Genomic DNA, 16,593 nt, shown 5'->3' on the forward strand with positions numbered 1-16,593 from the left:
TGCTACGTCGTTGCGAGGGCTTTGGCACGGGACGGGGACTTCTTGCGACGCACCGGCTCCGGAGCCACCGGAAGGATCTCCCTGAGGAAGGTTCCCGTGAAGCTCGCTTCGACCGTGGCGAGATGCTCCGGCGTGCCGACCGCCAGGATCTGCCCTCCCCCGGCGCCACCCTCGGGACCCAGGTCGATGAGCCAGTCCGCGGACTTGATCACATCGAGGTTGTGCTCGATCACGATCACCGTGTTGCCCTTGTCGACGAGGCCGTTGAGCACGAGAAGGAGCTTGCGCACGTCTTCGAAGTGCAGGCCGGTCGTCGGCTCGTCGAGAACATAGATGCTGCGTCCCATCGATCGCTTCTGCAGCTCGGTGGCGAGTTTCACGCGCTGCGCCTCGCCTCCGGAGAGGGTCGTGGCGCTCTGGCCGAGTCGCACATAACCCAGTCCGACGTCGACGAGCGTCTTGAGGAATCGGCTGATCGACGAGATCGCCTCGAAGAAGTCCGCGGCCTCGCTGATCGGCATGTCGAGCACCTCGGCGATGCTCTTGCCTTTGTAGTGCACCGCGAGGGTCTCGCGGTTGTAGCGGGCCCCATTGCAGACCTCGCAGACCACGTAGACATCGGGAAGGAAGTTCATCTCGATCTTGATCGTGCCGTCGCCGGAGCAGTTCTCGCAACGGCCGCCCTTGACATTGAAGCTGAACCGACCGGGAAGATAGCCGCGGGCTTTGGCGTCCTGTGTCTCGCTGAACAGGGTGCGGATCTTGTCGAAGACGCCCGTGTAGGTGGCCGGGTTCGACCGCGGGGTGCGCCCGATCGGGGCCTGGTCGACGTGAACGACCTTGTCGAGGTTGTCGAGGCCCGTGACCCGCGTGTGCTTTCCGGGGATCTGCCGCGCGCCGTTGAGCTCGTTCGCGAGCACCTTGTAGAGGATGTCATTGATCAGGCTGGATTTGCCCGATCCGCTGACCCCCGTCACCGCGGTGAAGGTACCGAGCGGGAACTCCGCGGTGACATTCCGCAGGTTGTTGGCGCGCGCGCCCTCGACTGTGAGCATGCGCTTCTTGTCGATCGGACGCCGGGACGTGGGAGTCGCAATGGTGCGTCGGCCGGAGAGGTAATCACCGGTCATCGATCCCGTATTGGCGAGGAGCGCCTCGTAGGAGCCAGAGTGCACGACCTCTCCCCCGTGTTCGCCCGCGCCGGGCCCGATGTCCACGATCCAGTCCGCGGTGCGGATCGTGTCTTCGTCGTGTTCGACCACGATGAGGGTGTTGCCGAGGTTCTTGAGCTTCACGAGGGTCTCGATCAGCCGGCGATTGTCACGTTGGTGCAGGCCGATGCTCGGCTCGTCGAGCACGTACAGAACTCCGGTGAGACCCGATCCGATCTGGGTCGCGAGCCGGATGCGCTGGGCCTCGCCACCGGAGAGGGATCCGGCCGAGCGGGCGAGGTTGAGGTAGCTCAGCCCCACCTCGATGAGGAATTCGAGCCGAAGCCGGATCTCGCGCAACACCTGGGCAGCGATCTTGGCGTCCCTGGCGGAGAGCTCGAGGCGCTGCATGAAGTCGAACGCGTCCAGCAGGCTGAGCTCCGCGACATCCGCGATGTTGTAGTCGTGCACGGTCACCGCGAGCACCTCGGGCTTCAGACGCTTGCCGTCGCAAACCGGGCAGTTGATCTCCCGGAGGTAGGCCGAGTAACGCTGGCGGGCCGAGTCGGTCTCCGCTTCGAGGAACTTGCGCTCGATGTAGGGCATGACGCCCTCGAAGCCGGTCGAATACTTCATTTCACGCCCGAAGCGGTTCTTCCACTTGACGGTGACCTGGAAGTCGTTGCCCTTGAGGATGGCGCTCTGGATGTCGGCGTCGAGATCGCGCCACGGAGTCTTGAGGGAGAAGTCGAGATCGGCGGCGAGGCCCTCGAGCAGGCGCTGGAAGTAGTTGAAGAGGCCCTTACCCGATTGGGTCCACGGGAGGATCACACCGTCGGCGAGACTCAAGGCGGGGTCTCCGAGAAGCAGTTCGGAGTCGACCGACATCTTGGTGCCGAGCCCGGAGCACTCCGGGCAGGCACCGAACGGCGCATTGAACGAGAAGGTGCGCGGCTCGATCTCGGTGAGCTGAACGGGATGACCGTTGGGGCACGACAGCTTCTCGCTGAAGTTGCGCCAGGCGTCCGGGCCGGTGGCATCGACGTAGTTCACACTGACGAGCCCGTCGGTGAGCCGCAGGGCGGTCTCCAGCGAGTCCGTGAGCCGGGTGAGGATGTCGTCGGCGGCGACGAGGCGATCCACGACGACGGAGATGTCGTGCTTGTACTGCTTCTTCAGGATCGGGGGTTCGCTCAGCTGCACCTGCTCGCCATCCACGATCGCACGGGAGTATCCGCTCGCGGCCAGTTCCTTGAAGAGATCGACGAACTCGCCCTTCTTCTGGGAGATGACCGGGCTCACGATCTGGTACCGCACCCCGGTTTCGAGAGTCATGAGCTGGTCAGCGATCTGCTGCACAGTCTGGCGCTCGATCTTCTCGCCGCAGACCGCGCAGTGAGGCACACCGATCCGGGCCCAGAGAAGGCGCATGTAGTCGTAGATCTCGGTGATCGTTCCGACGGTGGACCGCGGGTTGCGGTTTGTCGACTTCTGGTCGATCGAGACTGCGGGACTCAGCCCGTCGATGAAATCGACGTCGGGCCGGTCCACCTGCCCGAGGAATTGGCGGGCGTACGCCGACAGGGACTCCACATAGCGGCGCTGCCCTTCCGCGAAGATCGTGTCGAACGCGAGCGACGACTTGCCCGAACCCGAGAGCCCGGTGAATACGACGAGTGAATCACGCGGAATCTCGAGGTCGACACCCTTGAGATTGTGCACTCGTGCACCATGGACAGAGAGCTTCGAACCGGACTCGACGCGGGAAATAGACACTCTATAGATTCTATGCAGGCCACCGACATTGAACCTCGGGGTTCGCTCAGTGCGTAGAGGCGAGTAGTGCCGGATCGGAGTGCCCCGGAATCTCCGGCCGGTATCGCACGACCACCTTCGCCGGTCGTCGGCCGTTGAACGTCGTCGCCGTCACCGCCGTGTAGGCCCCCATGGCCGGACTCAGCAACAGGTCACCCTCCTCCAGCCGGGGCAACGGATAATGGCGTGCCACCACATCCGCGCTGTCACAGGTCGGACCGCCGAGGGTGGTGGGGCGCAGCTCGGTCGGGCCGCCCGCCAACTCTGCGCGGGCCACGATCACCGGGTGCACGCCCTCCGCGATCACATTCGAATAGCTGCCGTAGACGCCGTCGTCGATGAAACACCAGGTCTCCGACTCACGCTCCCGCACGCCCGTCACCCGGCTCACCACCGTTGCGGCCTCGGCGACGAGGATGCGCCCGGGTTCCGCCAGGATGCGCAGACGGGATGATCGGGGCTCGAGCAGGGGACGGATCGCGGCCGCGATCTCCTCGATGCCCGCGACATCCGTGCGGTAGCCGACCGGGAATCCCCCGCCGATGTCGAGCATCGTGAATTCGATGTCCCACTGTCGTTCGAGGCGATCCATCAGTTCGAGGGTGTCGGCCGTCGCGGCAGCGAAGGCGGCGATGCTGTCGAGCTGGCTTCCGACGTGGAAGCTGAATCCCGCGATACGACTCCCCTGGGCGATCGCCCGGGAGAGGAGCACCTCCGCCTCGACGGCGGATACCCCGAACTTGCTCGACAGGTCGCTCTTGGCCTCCGGGTTCGCATACGACAGTCGGATGAGGAGGTTCACGTTGCCGGGAACATGGCGGAACTTCGCGAGCTCGCCCAGGCTGTCGATCACGAAGGTGCGGATGCCGAGCACGTAGGCACGGGTGATCTCGGTCGCGGACTTGACGGGCTGGGTGTGGATGATGCGGTCCGGGCTCACATGCTGGCCGGCCACCAGGTCGATCTCTCCATCACTCGCCACGTCGAATGACCCGCCGAGGGAAGCGATGGTCTCGATGACCTCCGGATGAGACAGGGCCTTCACCGCGTAGTGCCAGTGGACGAAGGGAAGTGCGGAACGGAGGCGGCCGTATTGTGAAGCCACGGTGCCCAGATCGAGCAGCATGAGCGGGCTGCCGTGGGTCGTCACCAGGGCGTCGAGATCGATTCCCGAGAGCGAGCGGCGGATCGTGTCGAGGCGCAGGGCCCTGATCTGCGGGGTGAGGACCGTGTCGTCGGCCGGCGGTGTCCCTGCCTGCCTCCTGGCGTCATCCCAGCGTCGACCGAGCACATAGCCGAAGCCCGCGATGCCGTAGAAGACGAGGTCCGCACCGATCTTTCCGGCGATCCACCCCGCTGCGGGAAGTCCGATGAGCACGGGAGCGAGCCAGAGCAACAGCGGGCGGACGGCAAGCGTGTCGATCAGCTCGGCCGGACCGAATTCGACCGCCGAGAGCCATGCGGTGCGAGCGATCGCCGATCGCCGTCGCGCGCCGGGATCCCCGCGCGAATCGCGCCATTGCTCGGCGAAGTTGCGGGCACCGGCGACCCCGTAGAAGCCGAGGTTCTCACCGATAGTGCCCGCGATCGCCGCGACGAAGAGCGACCCGCTCAGTCGGTAGGAGATCGCGGCGGCGGCGAGGGCGGTCGCGGTGCCCGCGATCTCACTCGGAAGGTACCGTCGGATCCAGAATCCGACGCCTCGCGCATTCCCAGCCGACACGACATCCGCTCTCCCGAGGCCACGGGGGCGACCTCATTACCGACTAGGAGGCAGGCGAGGGCGCGCTGATACAGCTCGCGTCCCGTGAATTCAGGAGATGTGTCCGGCGGCTTCCATCTGGCGAAGTTCCTTCTTGAGGTCGGAGACCTCGTCCCGCAGCCGTCCGGCGAGTTCGAACTTGAGCTCGCCCGCCGCCTGGAGCATCTGGTCGTTGAGGTCCCGGATGATCGACTCGAGATCGTTCGCCCCGCTGGCCGCGAGGCCACCATGACGCTTGAGATTCGGCGTGGGAGATCGCTTGCGCCCGTCCCGGCTGGAGAGCAGCTCCGCTGTGTCCGCGCCCTCGCGGTTGAGCGACTCGGTGATGTCGGCGATCTTCTTGCGCAGCGGCTGCGGATCGACGCCTCGCTCGAGGTTGTAGGCGACCTGGAGTTCGCGTCGTCGGGTTGTCTCGGAGATCGCGAGCTTCATCGAGTCGGTCATCACGTCGGCGTACATGTGCACGGCCCCGGAGACGTTGCGTGCGGCGCGACCGATCGTCTGGATCAGTGAGGTCGACGACCGCAGGAAGCCCTCCTTGTCGGCATCGAGGATCGCGACGAGCGAGACCTCCGGCAGGTCGAGGCCCTCTCTCAGCAGGTTGATCCCCACCAGCACGTCATAGACGCCCTGGCGGAGTTCGGTGAGCAACTCCACCCGGCGAAGCGTGTCGACATCCGAGTGGAGGTAGCGAACGCGAACACCCGCCTCCCCGAGGAACTCGGTGAGCTCTTCGGCCATCTTCTTGGTGAGCGTCGTCACCAACACACGTTCGTTCGCGGCCGTGCGCTTGCGGATCTCCTCGAGCAGGTCGTCGATCTGGCCCTTCGAAGGCTTCACCACGATCTCCGGGTCGATGAGACCGGTCGGGCGGATGATCTGCTCCACCACACTGTCGGTGATGCCCATCTCGTACTTGCCCGGGGTCGCGGAGAGGTAGACCTTCTGGCCGACCCGGTCGAGGAACTCGTTGAATTTGAGCGGGCGGTTGTCGAGCGCACTCGGCAGTCGGAAACCGTGATCGACGAGAGTGCGCTTGCGCGAGGCATCCCCTTCGTACATCGCACCGATCTGAGGAACGGTGACGTGCGATTCGTCGATCACCACGAGGAAGTCGTCGGGGAAGTAGTCGATCAGGCAGTGCGGTGCTTCACCCGGCTGGCGCTGGTCGATGTGGCGCGAGTAGTTCTCGATCCCGCTGCAGAATCCGATCTGCTCCATCATCTCGATATCGAAGGTCGTGCGCATGCGCAATCGCTGAGCCTCGAGCAGCTTGCCCTCCCGTTCGAGCTGCTTCAAGCGATCCTCGAGCTCGACCTTGATGGTCTTGATCGCGGCATGCATGCGTTCCTGGCCGGCCACATAGTGAGACCCGGGAAAGACCGAAACCGCGTCGAGCTTCTGCACCACGTCTCCCGTGAGGGGATGAAGGCTGTACAGCCCTTCGATCTCATCGCCGAACATCTCGATCCGGATCGCGAGTTCCTCGTACATGGGGATGATCTCGATGGTGTCTCCGCGCACACGGAAGTTGCCGCGGGAGAAGTCGACGTCGTTGCGCTGATACTGCATCGACACGAACTTGCGGATGAGCGTCTCCCGGTTGATCGACATGCCCACCTGGAGCGCCATCATGGCCTCCAGATACTCCTCGGACGAACCCAGCCCGTAGATGCAGGAGACCGTGGAGACGACGATCACGTCGCGACGACTGAGCAGGGCGTTGGTGGTCGAATGACGCAGTCGCTCCACCTCGGCGTTCACCGAGGAGTCCTTCTCGATGAAGGTGTCGGTCTGTGGCACATAGGCCTCTGGCTGGTAGTAGTCGTAATACGACACGAAGTATTCGACGGCGTTGTTCGGCATGAGCTCGCGGAACTCGTTGGCGAGCTGCGCCGCGAGGGTCTTGTTGTGCGCGAGCACGAGAGTGGGCCGCTGCACGGCCTCGATGAGCCAGGCCGTCGTCGCGGACTTGCCGGTTCCGGTGGCGCCGAGCAGCACAATGTCCGTCTCGCCCGCATTGATCCGCGAAGTCAGTTCCGCGATCGCCGCGGGCTGATCGCCGCTCGGCGTGTATTCGCTGATGACCTCGAACGGGCGCACTGAACGTGTCGGTTCCATGATCCCAGCTTAGATATCACCACCGACAGTCCGGACCGATATCTCCGTGGGCGCAATGAGGCTCAGGCGATGCGGGGAAGGCTCTCCCAAAGCGCCTCCGCCTGTGCGATCGTCTCGTCGAGACTGCCGTTGCTGTCGATCACGACGTCGGCGATCACCAGACGCTCGGTATCGGTCGCCTGGGAGTTGAGCCGGTGGCGCGCCTCCTCGCGGGTGAGCCCACGGAGTTCGACCAGTCGCCGCAGCCTCGTATCGGCGCTCGCATTGACTACCACCACGAGGTCGAAGTCGTGATACCCCGGCTCCCGGGACGCCTCCACCAGGAGCGGCACGTCATAGACGACCACCGCGTTCGGATCGGCCCGGTCCGCAGCGGCGAAGAGCTCGGCGCTGAGGCGACGGATGGCCGGATGAGTGATCGCGTTGAGCGCGAGCCGGGCATCCGGGTCCTGGAAGATCAGCGCGCCGAGCGCCGGACGGTCGAGGGACCCATCGGTCGCGATGACGCCGGGACCGAAACGCTCCGCTATCTCGGCGAGGCCGGGCGTGTTCGGTGCGACGACATCCCGGGCGAGCTTGTCTGCATCCACCACGGTCGCGCCGAGCTGCTCGAGGCGATTCGCGACGACTGTCTTGCCGGAGGCGATGCCGCCGGTCAGTCCGATGAGATACACGCGGACAATGCTAGTGGCCTCGCGACGACGCACCCTGGCTTAACGACGGAACGGCCGGACCCGTGGGCCCGGCCGTTCCGAAAGGGACTGCTTAGGAGTTGGAGCTCAGCTTCTCGCGAAGAGCCGCGAGTGCCTCGTCGTCCGCCAGCGTTCCGGCGGAGTCGGCGTCGTTCGAGAACGAGGAGCCTCCGGCGACCGGTGCGTCGCTGATCTCGTCGGCGGTCGCAACCTGCTTCTTGTGGGCTTCCCAGCGAGCCTGGGCTGCAGCGTAGTCCTGCTCCCACTTCTCGCGCTGGGACTCGAAGCCCTCTTTCCACTCGTTGGTCTCCGGGTCGAAGCCGTCCGGGTACTTGTAGTTGCCCGCCTCGTCGTACTCGGTGAGCATTCCGTAGAGCGCCGGGTCGAACTCGGTGCCTTCGGGGTCGACGCCCTCGTTCGCCTGCTTCAGCGAGAGGGAGATGCGGCGACGCTCGAGGTCGATGTCGATGACCTTGACGAAGACCTCGTCGCCGACCGAAACGACCTGCTCGGCGAGCTCGACATGCTTGCCCGAGAGCTCCGAGATGTGCACGAGGCCCTCGATGCCCTCTGCAACGCGAACGAACGCGCCGAAGGGGACGAGCTTCGTGACCTTTCCGGGAGCAACCTGGCCGATGGCGTGGGTGCGGGCGAATACCTGCCACGGGTCTTCCTGCGTCGCCTTGAGCGACAGAGAGACGCGCTCGCGCTCGAGGTCGACCTCAAGGATCTCGACGGTGACCTCCTGGCCAACCTCGACGACCTCTGAGGCGTGCTCGATGTGCTTCCAGCTGAGTTCGGAGACGTGGACGAGACCGTCGACGCCACCGAGGTCGACGAACGCACCGAAGTTGACGATCGACGAGACGACACCCTTACGGACCTGGCCCTTGGCGAGGTTGTTGAGGAACGTCGTGCGGCTTTCGGACTGGGTCTGCTCGAGGAGCGCGCGGCGAGAAAGCACAACGTTGTTGCGGTTCTTGTCGAGCTCGAGGATCTTGGCCTCGATCTCCTGGCCGAGGTACGGCGTGAGGTCGCGCACGCGGCGCAGCTCGATGAGCGAGGCCGGGAGGAATCCGCGGAGTCCGATGTCGACGATGAGACCGCCCTTGACGACCTCGATGACCGAACCGGTGACGACGCCGTCCGCATCCTTGATCTTCTCCACATCGCCCCACGCACGCTCGTACTGAGCGCGCTTCTTGGAGAGGATGAGCCGGCCTTCTTTGTCTTCCTTCTGGAGGACGAGGGCTTCGACCACATCGCCGACCTGGACGACCTCGGTGGGGTCCACGTCGTGCTTGATGGAGAGTTCACGGGAGGGGATTACACCCTCGGTCTTGTAACCGACGTCGAGGAGGACCTCGTCACGATCGATCTTGACGACGGTGCCCTCGATGAGGTCTCCGTCGTTGAAGAATTTGAGAGTCTTTTCGACCGCGGCGAGAAAGTCTTCAGCAGATCCGATGTCGTTGATTGCGACCTGCTTGGGCGCCTTGTCGGTCGTTACGATTGTCATGTAGTAGTTGCTCCAGGATGGACATTTATTTGGGCCTGCCGCAGGGACGTGCTGTCTTGCGAAGTATTTCGTGTGTTTTCCGCGACTGGCAGGCGGATGGATTGCCACAGAATTGCGACATTTCAGTCTATAGCCCCCCAATGACCCGCGCCACCCGGCCCGATCCGCGCGTTGCACCCGTCCCTTTCTGCTCCCTGGCGCTACCCGGTCAGCACTTATCGACGGATCGGCGCGCTCTGGTGACCCACGGGGTCACTGGCGCGCGGCGACTATTGCGCGCAGGGCGGGCCGCAGCTCGGGATATTCGAAGGTGTAGCCGGCCCTGGTGAGCCGCTCGGGAAGCACCCAGCGACTCTTGAGCACCAACTCGGTCTCGGACCTGATGACGGCCGAACCGATCTCGAGCATCCAGCGTGCCGCCGGAAGCCCGAACGGCATCCCCACGACATCCCGGATGGTCTGCATCACGGTGCGGTTATCGCTCGGGTGTGGAGAGCTCAGGTTGACGGCACCGTCGATGTCGGGATGTCCCCGAAGAAAACGGATGATGCCGAGCACGTCGGCCAGGTGAATCCAGCTGAACTTCTGGCGGCCCTCACTCCCCTGGTTCTCGTGGAACGTGCCGGCCGCGCGTCGGGCGGGACTCGCGAACCAGTGACCATCCAACTGTGCTCCCCCGAGGCCCAGCCGCGCCAGCGCGATGAGCGGGCGCAGGGCGCTGCCGTCACCGAGCACGATCGCCATCCGAAGCGCGACTCGCCGCGTGCCCGGCAACTCGCCCTCGAAGAACTCCTGCTCCCATGCCCGTGCAACGTCCACCGAGAAGCCCTCGCCGAGCTCGCCGGTCGACTCGGTCATCGGTCGGTCTTCGGCATGCCGGTAGATCGTCGCGGTCGATGAATTGATCCAGAGCGAGGGCGGATTCTGGCACCCGCGAATCGCCTCGGCGAGCTCCCGCGTCGTCTGCACCCGGGAGCGCAGGATCTCGGCCCGGTTGGCCGCGGTGTAGCGGCAGTTGACGCTCTTCCCTGCGAGGTTGATGAGCAGGTCGGCCCCGTCGATCAGGTCGACGATGGCGGCGGTGTCTCCCCACGTGGCGTCCGCGCCGTCACGTCCGATGACCCGCACCGATGCGCCGGCGGCACGGAACGAATCGGCGAGATAGCGTCCGATGAACCCGGATGCCCCGGCGATCACGATCCGGTCGGCAAAGGTCTCGGTCATGGGATTTCTCGATCCTGTGTTGGTCTGAGGAGAAGGGTCGTCGAACTCCCGCGCGGCGGCGGGTCGCCGATCGAGCCGTCCAGAAAGAACTGCTCGATCGGCGACATCACCGCCACCTGAATCCGCGGAACGCCGGGCGACACCCGACCTTGCCGACGGTGGGGATGCTACGCGAGCAGAGCCGCCTTCAGCGTGTCGAGGCCGACACCGCCGATGTCGAGGGCCTTCTTGTGGAACGCCTTGATGTCGAAGGCCGCTCCCTCGCGACGGGCATATTCGTCGCGAAGCTGTTCCCATATCCGCTGCCCGATCTTGTAGGAGGGCGCCTGTCCGGGCCAGCCGAGGTAGCGGTTGACTTCGAACCGCACGAACTCCGGGCTCATGTTGACGTTCTCGCCGAGGAATCCGAAGGCATATTCGCCGGTCCAGGGGCCCGAGCCGTCGGGAAGCGTCTTTTCCAGGTGCACCCCGATGTCGAGCACCACCCGGGCAGCGCGCATCCGCTGTCCATCGAGCATGCCGAGCCGGTCGGCGGGGTCATCGAGGTATCCGAGCTGCTCCATCAGGCGTTCCGCGTAGAGCGCCCAGCCCTCGGCGTGCCCCGACGTTCCGGCATTGCGACGCCAGGTATTGAGCAGTGCCTTGTTGTAGACGGCCTGGCCGATCTGCAGGTGATGCCCTGGCACTCCCTCGTGGTACACGGTCGTGAGCTCGCGCCAGGTGTCGAATTCGGTGACGCCTTCCGGAACGCTCCACCACATACGTCCCGCCCGGGAGAAATCGTCGGTGGGAGGCGTGTAGTAGATGCCGCCCTCCTGGGTCGGGGCGATCATGCATTCGAGCCGACGAACCTCGGCGGGGATGTCGAAGTGCACCCGCGAGAGCTCCTCCACGGCGCGGTCGCTGGTCTCCTGCATCCATTTCTGCAGGGCATCCGTGCCATGCAGCTTGCGACTCGCATCCTGGTCGAGGAAGGCGATCGCCTCCAATACGGTCGCGCCGGGCTTGATCTCGCGGGCGATCGACTCCTGCTCCGCCGTCATCCGGGCGAGTTCCTCGATGCCCCATTCGTAGGTCTCGTCGAGGTCGACGACGGCGCCGAGGAAGTCACGCGAGGCGAGCGTATAGATGTCGCGGCCTACGGCATCGCGTTCCGGTGCGTGCGGGGCGAGCTCGTTCTGGAGAAAGTCGGAGAGGCTCGCGTAGGCGCCGGCGGAGTCGCGTGCCGCTGCCGCGAGATCGCCGCGCAATGACACGGGAAGATCGCTGTCTCCCGCCCGCGCTCCCTCGGCGAGCCGATAGAAGAAACCGGTATCGGCCACCTGCTTGGCCGCCTGCGCCAGGACCTCCCGCACCTGGCGGATGGCCGGCACATTTCCAGCGGCGATACCGGTTCGCAGGGTACGGATGTAGCCGTCCATGGCGGCCGGGAGGTTACGCATCCGCGTGGCGACGTGCGACCAGTCTTCTTCCGTGTCGGTCGGCATCAGGTCGAAGATGTCTCGGAGGCTCTGCGGTGCGGACGCGATGACGTTGAGATCACGCTGGCCGAATCCGGCCTCGTGCTTGTCGATCTGGAGTTGGAGTTCACGGCTGAGGTCCATCTTGGTGACCTCATCGACCGCATCCACGGCAGTGGCGGCCTGGATGCTCGCGAGGGTCTTCCTGACCTCCGAGATCACCCGCTCGGCGCCCTCCGGCGAGTAGTCGGCGTACTCGCCCTCGTGTCCTTCGCGGCCGAGGTACACGCGATACTCCGGGAAGAGATCGAGCTCGGTATCGACCCAGGTCTCGGCTATCGCATCGATGGGGGTGGTGGGACGGGCCTCGTGGGCCTGGTCTGCATCAGTCATTCCCCGAGCCTAGAACAGTCGGTCCCTCCTGATCAGAGCGACGTCACTCTTTGTCGAGATCGGTGTTCAGAAGCTCGGCGAGTGAATCGAGGGCCGTCTCGGCCTCGTCACCGTCAGCCTTGAGGGTGACCACCTCACCGTGTCCGATTCCGAGCGAAAGCACACCGAGGATGCTGGCCGCATTCACCGTCTTACCGGCGGCGCTCGTGAGGGTGACCGGCACCCCGACCTTCGCGGCGGCCTGGCTGAAAAGCGATGCGGGGCGGGCGTGGAGTCCGACGCTGGAGGCGACGGTGACGGTACGTTCAGGCATTTCTGGCTCCTTGGTGTTCAGTGCTGCGAGAGGTCGACAGTGGATGGTTCAGGGTTCGATCGTGACTTTGATGCCGTCGCCGCGAGCGACGATTTCGATGGCCTCGAGCACCTCGTCGAGGGGCAGGCGATGGGTGATGAGATCGGTCACCGGCACGGCTCCGGACGCGATCAATTCCAGGGCCTGCTTGTTGTGGGCGGGACTCGACCCGTTCACACCCACGATCGTGAGTTCACGGTAGTGCACGAGGTTCGAATCGACGGTGATGGTGGGATGGTCCTTCGGGAGTCCGCCGAACAGGCTGAGGCGCCCACGGCGTGCGAGCATCAACAGCCCCTGCTCCTGCGCGGCTCCGGATGCGGCCGCGGTGATCACGACATCCGCTCCCCGGCCGCCGGTTGCGTCGAGTACCGCCGCGACGGGGTCCGTCGATTCCGAGGCGATCGCGAGGTCTGGTTTCACGAGATCGGCGGCCTTCTTCAACCGGGCGGCGTTCAGATCGACGAGGATCACCTGAGCGGCGCCGCGCGCCCGCGCGAGTCGCACGTGCAGGCAACCGATCGGGCCGGATCCGATGACGACGACCACATCGCCGGCTCCGACCCTGGCGAGTTCCTGGCCGTTGAGCACGCAGGCCAGGGGTTCGGCGAGGCTGGCCTCGGCGAAGCCGAGACCCTCGGGGATGCGGTTGAGCCCGTCCACTCGCAAGACCTCACGAGGCACGATCATGAACTCCGCGAAACCACCGGGGAACTGGTAGCCCATCGACAACTGGTGTGGGCAGACGGTCTGGCGACCGGCCAGGCAGTCGGGGCAGGTGCCATCCGGGATCGCCGCGATGACCTGCACGCGGTCTCCCGCGGCCCAGCCCTCGACGCCGTCCCCGACATCCACGATCTCACCGGCGATCTCATGCCCCATCACTTGCGGCGGGGTCATGTTGGGATGACCTGAACGGGATATCTTGACGTCAGTGCCGCAGGTCGAGCAGTTGCGCACCCGGATCTTCACTTCACCCGCAGAGACCTGCGGTTCGGCTAATTCTTCCAGCCGGATGTCGCCGGGTGCGTAGAACCTCGCTACCTTCACGCGTCCTACTCGTCTTCCGGGTCGGGCTTCAGAAGCTCATAGACCTCGGAACTCGTGGTGGCCGCTCGGAGCGCCGCGGCCTTGTCCGGGTCGAGAAGCACGGTGGCGAGCTGGGACAGCAGGGCGATGTGCCCGTTGCCGCGGGCGGCGATGCCGACGCAGACCCGCACATCGTTGCCGTCCCAGTCCACGCCATCCGGAAAGCGGAGAACGACGAGTGCATCGTTCTTCACCGAGTCCTTGCCGGCGAGGGTGCCGTGAGGAATCGCGACACCCTCCCCGACGAAGGTGGAAACCGACCGCTCGCGTTCGAGCATGGCCTCGATGTAGGAGGCGTCGATCGCGCCGGCCTCCAGCAGGGCTGCTCCGGTCTGCCTGATCGCGTCTTCCTGGTTCTTCGCTGACTGGTCGAGTCGAATGGACGACTCGGCCAGCAGCGTCGACAGGGCGGGAGCGGTTTCGTCTGTCATCTTCTACGCCTCGAAGGTCTCGCCGTTTTGAATGGCCTTGACGATCTTGGCGACGGCAGGGTCACCCAGGAACAGCTGGAACGGCACGACCGGAACATCCGGCACGGTGTGCCGTGCCCTGTCGGCCAGTCCCGTGTGGGTGAACACCAGGTCGGCGTCGCTCGGAATCGACGCGACGGGGGAATGCTCCACCGTCACTCCGTTCTTCGCGAGTTGCTTCTTCAGCGTCGAGGCCAGCATCACGCTGCTGCCCATTCCCGCGTCGCACGCAACGATGAGCTTCTTGATGCTCGATCCGTCGATTGTTGCCATGGGTGATTCTCCTTGAGTCTTGTACTGCGGGTCAGGCGACGGGGGCGGTCGCCGGCTTGTTCTTGTTGCGCGCGCTCTGCTCCTTGGCGGCCTCGAGGTCGAGTCCGCTGTTCTGGTTGCGACCGAAGCCGAGCAATGCGGCTCCCACGATGAACGCTACGCCCGCAGACACGAGGATTCCGAGAAGGATGGTCGGAAGATCACCCGGGTAGGCCACGAGGATGTAGGCGAAGATGCTTCCCGGCGACGCCGGAGCGAGCAGTCCGTCGTTGAACAGGCTGAACATGAGCACACCGGAGGCTCCACCCGCGATGGCGGCGATGAGCAGGATCGGCTTCATGAGCACATAGGGGAAGTAGATCTCGTGGATGCCGCCGAGGAACTGCACGACGATCGCCGCCGGCACGGTCGCGCGGATGGCGATCGGTCCGAAGAGCATCATCGCGACGAGGATGCCGAGGCCGGGGCCGGGGTTCGACTCGAGCATGAACAGGATGGACTTGCCATCCGGTCCGGCCGCCTGCTTCGCCGCGAGCGGAACGAGCACGCCGTTACCGATCGCGTTGTTGAGGAACAGGATCTTCGCCGGTTCGATGATGATCGAGGCGAGGGGAAGCAGCTTCGCGTTGATGAGGGCGTCCACGAAGTTCGCGAACACGGTGGTCAGCCAGAACACGGCCGGGCCGAGGGCGAACACGCCGACGAGCGCGGAGAAGCCTCCGACGATTCCCGAGGTGAAGTTATCCACCAGCATCTCGAAACCGCCCCGGAGCTTTCCGTCGATCATGCTGTCGATCCACTTGAGCAGCAGGGCTGCGAGCGGGCCGATGATGAGTGCCCCGAGGAACTGGGGACCGAGGTCGGCGATCGACTTCGGCGGAGTGGCCCCTGCCGCAGCCAGACCGAGCGCGAGCGGCGACACGATGACACCGATCGTCGCGATCGCGCCGACGACGGCACCTCGCTGGCCGTGAACCGTGCGACCACCGGTGTAACCGATGAGGATCGGAAGCAGGAACACGATGATCGGGCCGACGATGGTCGATGCCTGGCTGGCGAACGGCACGACGCCATCCTTCGCGACCGCACCGGTCGCACGGGCGATTTCGTTGACCCAGCCATTCGGGATGAAGAGGGCAGTGACGAGGCCCCAGGCGATGAACGCACCGAGGTTCGGCATGATCATTCCGGCGAGGAATGCACCACCCCGCTGGATGCGTGCGCGGGCGCCGGTACCGGCGGCCACGGGAGTGTAATCGGACATTTCTAGTGGTACTCCTTTGTACGGATCAGGACTGTACGGATGGGTGGGGGTTCGGCGGGTAATCAGGTGGCCACGAGTGGCCGATCCAAATCCGGCTGCCACACCAGATGGACGTTTGAGTAGGCGATGTCGCCCGGACCGGGAACGGAGGTGCCCGGAAGACCGACTGCGGCCGCACCCCAGGCGAGAGCCTCGACCAGAGCCGATTCCTCATCCGATTCGTCGGCGCAGAATATGGAAAGGAAACCGGCGAGGAAGCAGTCGCCGGCTCCGACGGTGCTGCGGTGCTCGAGCACTGTCGATTCACCGACGATCGCCCCGTGCTCACCGACAAGGACGGCGCCATCGGCACCGAGACTCACCAGAACGCGCTCTACGCCGAGTGAACGAAGCTCTTCCGCTGCGACGATCACTTCGGAAATGGAGCCCAGCTCACGCCCGACCGCCTCCGCGAGTTCGGCACGGTTGGGCTTGATCACCCGTGGCCGGGCCGAAATCGAGGCGGTGAGGGCATCGCCGCTGGTGTCGACGGCGAGGGATGCTCCGAGGTCCGTGACGGACGTCATGAGCGCTACGAGCTGGTCGGCGGAGCACTCCGGAGGGATGCTCCCGGAGAAGACCACCCAGTCGCGTGGCGAAACCAGCCCGGCTAGCACGGTGGCGAGCACGGAGAAATCGGCGGTGGAGAGCGGGGTACCCGGCTCGTTCAACTTGGTCGCGGTGCCATCGGGCTCTGACACGGTGAGGTTGGACCGGGTGCGACCGTGCACCGGCACGAGCCGGGTTGCCACTCCTGCAGCATCCAACAGAGCGCTCAGCTCGGCGCCCTCCGGACCACCGACCGGCAGCACCGCGATGCTGTCGATGCCGTTACGCGAGAGTGCCCTGGTGAGGTTGACGCCCTTTCCGCCGGGTTCCAGCGTCGGTGCGGAGGTGCGGAGAACAGCACCGCGCTCGAGACGATCCACCTCGACCGTGCGGTCGAGGCTCGGATTCAGGGTCACGGAG

General features: G+C 65.1%; 13 protein-coding genes. All 13 read right to left on the reverse strand.

All coding sequences use genetic code 11. The features are described from left to right. Nucleotides 1-2 precede the first annotated feature (2 nt). Nucleotides 3-2,927 (reverse strand): excinuclease ABC subunit UvrA, encoded by a 2,925-nt coding sequence (gene uvrA / locus VLI63_RS00790; RefSeq protein WP_409155011.1) that lies wholly within the window; start codon nt 2,925-2,927, stop codon nt 3-5. A gap of 46 nt (nt 2,928-2,973) precedes the next feature. Next, nucleotides 2,974-4,689: a type III PLP-dependent enzyme gene (locus tag VLI63_RS00795; protein ID WP_409155012.1), complete on the reverse strand. Its 1,716-nt coding sequence runs from the start codon at nt 4,687-4,689 to the stop codon at nt 2,974-2,976. A gap of 90 nt (nt 4,690-4,779) precedes the next feature. After that, complete coding sequence (gene uvrB, locus VLI63_RS00800) at nt 4,780-6,849, reverse strand: excinuclease ABC subunit UvrB (RefSeq protein ID WP_185203859.1); 2,070 nt, start codon at nt 6,847-6,849, stop codon at nt 4,780-4,782. A 62-nt stretch (nt 6,850-6,911) separates the two neighbouring features. Further along, on the reverse strand, nt 6,912-7,523 hold the full coding sequence (gene coaE / locus VLI63_RS00805) for a dephospho-CoA kinase (protein ID WP_409155013.1): 612 nt from the start codon (nt 7,521-7,523) through the stop codon (nt 6,912-6,914). 91 nt (nt 7,524-7,614) lie between these two features. Next, on the reverse strand, nt 7,615-9,060 hold the full coding sequence (gene rpsA / locus VLI63_RS00810; protein WP_185203865.1) for a 30S ribosomal protein S1: 1,446 nt from the start codon (nt 9,058-9,060) through the stop codon (nt 7,615-7,617). Between the two features lie 252 nt (nt 9,061-9,312). Further along, the gene (locus tag VLI63_RS00815) at nt 9,313-10,284 is read right to left on the reverse strand and encodes an epimerase (RefSeq protein ID WP_409155014.1); all 972 of its coding nucleotides are present in this window, start codon (nt 10,282-10,284) and stop codon (nt 9,313-9,315) included. Between the two features lie 167 nt (nt 10,285-10,451). Next, nucleotides 10,452-12,137 (reverse strand): DUF885 domain-containing protein, encoded by a 1,686-nt coding sequence (locus tag VLI63_RS00820; RefSeq protein WP_409155015.1) that lies wholly within the window; start codon nt 12,135-12,137, stop codon nt 10,452-10,454. A 43-nt stretch (nt 12,138-12,180) separates the two neighbouring features. Further along, complete coding sequence (locus VLI63_RS00825) at nt 12,181-12,450, reverse strand: HPr family phosphocarrier protein (protein ID WP_354575444.1); 270 nt, start codon at nt 12,448-12,450, stop codon at nt 12,181-12,183. Between the two features lie 48 nt (nt 12,451-12,498). Further along, nucleotides 12,499-13,539 (reverse strand): zinc-dependent dehydrogenase, encoded by a 1,041-nt coding sequence (locus tag VLI63_RS00830; RefSeq protein WP_409155016.1) that lies wholly within the window; start codon nt 13,537-13,539, stop codon nt 12,499-12,501. 5 nt (nt 13,540-13,544) lie between these two features. Then, entirely contained in the window at nt 13,545-14,009 is a 465-nt protein-coding gene (locus VLI63_RS00835) for a PTS sugar transporter subunit IIA (RefSeq protein WP_354575442.1), read from the reverse strand. A gap of 3 nt (nt 14,010-14,012) precedes the next feature. Then, nucleotides 14,013-14,321, reverse strand: coding sequence for a PTS lactose transporter subunit IIB (locus tag VLI63_RS00840; protein WP_185203871.1), 309 nt, complete (start codon nt 14,319-14,321; stop codon nt 14,013-14,015). Nucleotides 14,322-14,352: 31 nt separating this feature from the next. Beyond that, nucleotides 14,353-15,585 (reverse strand): PTS transporter subunit EIIC, encoded by a 1,233-nt coding sequence (locus tag VLI63_RS00845; protein WP_409155017.1) that lies wholly within the window; start codon nt 15,583-15,585, stop codon nt 14,353-14,355. Nucleotides 15,586-15,647: 62 nt separating this feature from the next. Then, a complete protein-coding gene (locus VLI63_RS00850; protein ID WP_409155018.1) occupies nt 15,648-16,589 on the reverse strand; it encodes a 1-phosphofructokinase family hexose kinase in 942 nt (313 codons plus the stop codon). Nucleotides 16,590-16,593: the final 4 nt, after the last annotated feature.

The sequence above is a fragment of the Lacisediminihabitans sp. H27-G8 genome, assembly GCF_046156175.1.
GTDB lineage: Bacteria > Actinomycetota > Actinomycetes > Actinomycetales > Microbacteriaceae > Lacisediminihabitans.

Bases quoted from the DNA above. Each gene is read 5' to 3' on its own strand.
- uvrB (WP_185203859.1), bottom strand. From the start codon at position 6,849: ATGGAACCGACACGTTCAGTGCGCCCGTTCGAGGTCATCAGCGAATAC.
- rpsA (WP_185203865.1), bottom strand. From the start codon at position 9,060: ATGACAATCGTAACGACCGACAAGGCGCCCAAGCAGGTCGCAATCAAC.
- VLI63_RS00815 (WP_409155014.1), bottom strand. From the start codon at position 10,284: ATGACCGAGACCTTTGCCGACCGGATCGTGATCGCCGGGGCATCCGGG.
- VLI63_RS00820 (WP_409155015.1), bottom strand. From the start codon at position 12,137: ATGACTGATGCAGACCAGGCCCACGAGGCCCGTCCCACCACCCCCATC.
- VLI63_RS00825 (WP_354575444.1), bottom strand. From the start codon at position 12,450: ATGCCTGAACGTACCGTCACCGTCGCCTCCAGCGTCGGACTCCACGCC.
- VLI63_RS00835 (WP_354575442.1), bottom strand. From the start codon at position 14,009: ATGACAGACGAAACCGCTCCCGCCCTGTCGACGCTGCTGGCCGAGTCG.
- VLI63_RS00840 (WP_185203871.1), bottom strand. From the start codon at position 14,321: ATGGCAACAATCGACGGATCGAGCATCAAGAAGCTCATCGTTGCGTGC.
- VLI63_RS00845 (WP_409155017.1), bottom strand. From the start codon at position 15,585: ATGTCCGATTACACTCCCGTGGCCGCCGGTACCGGCGCCCGCGCACGC.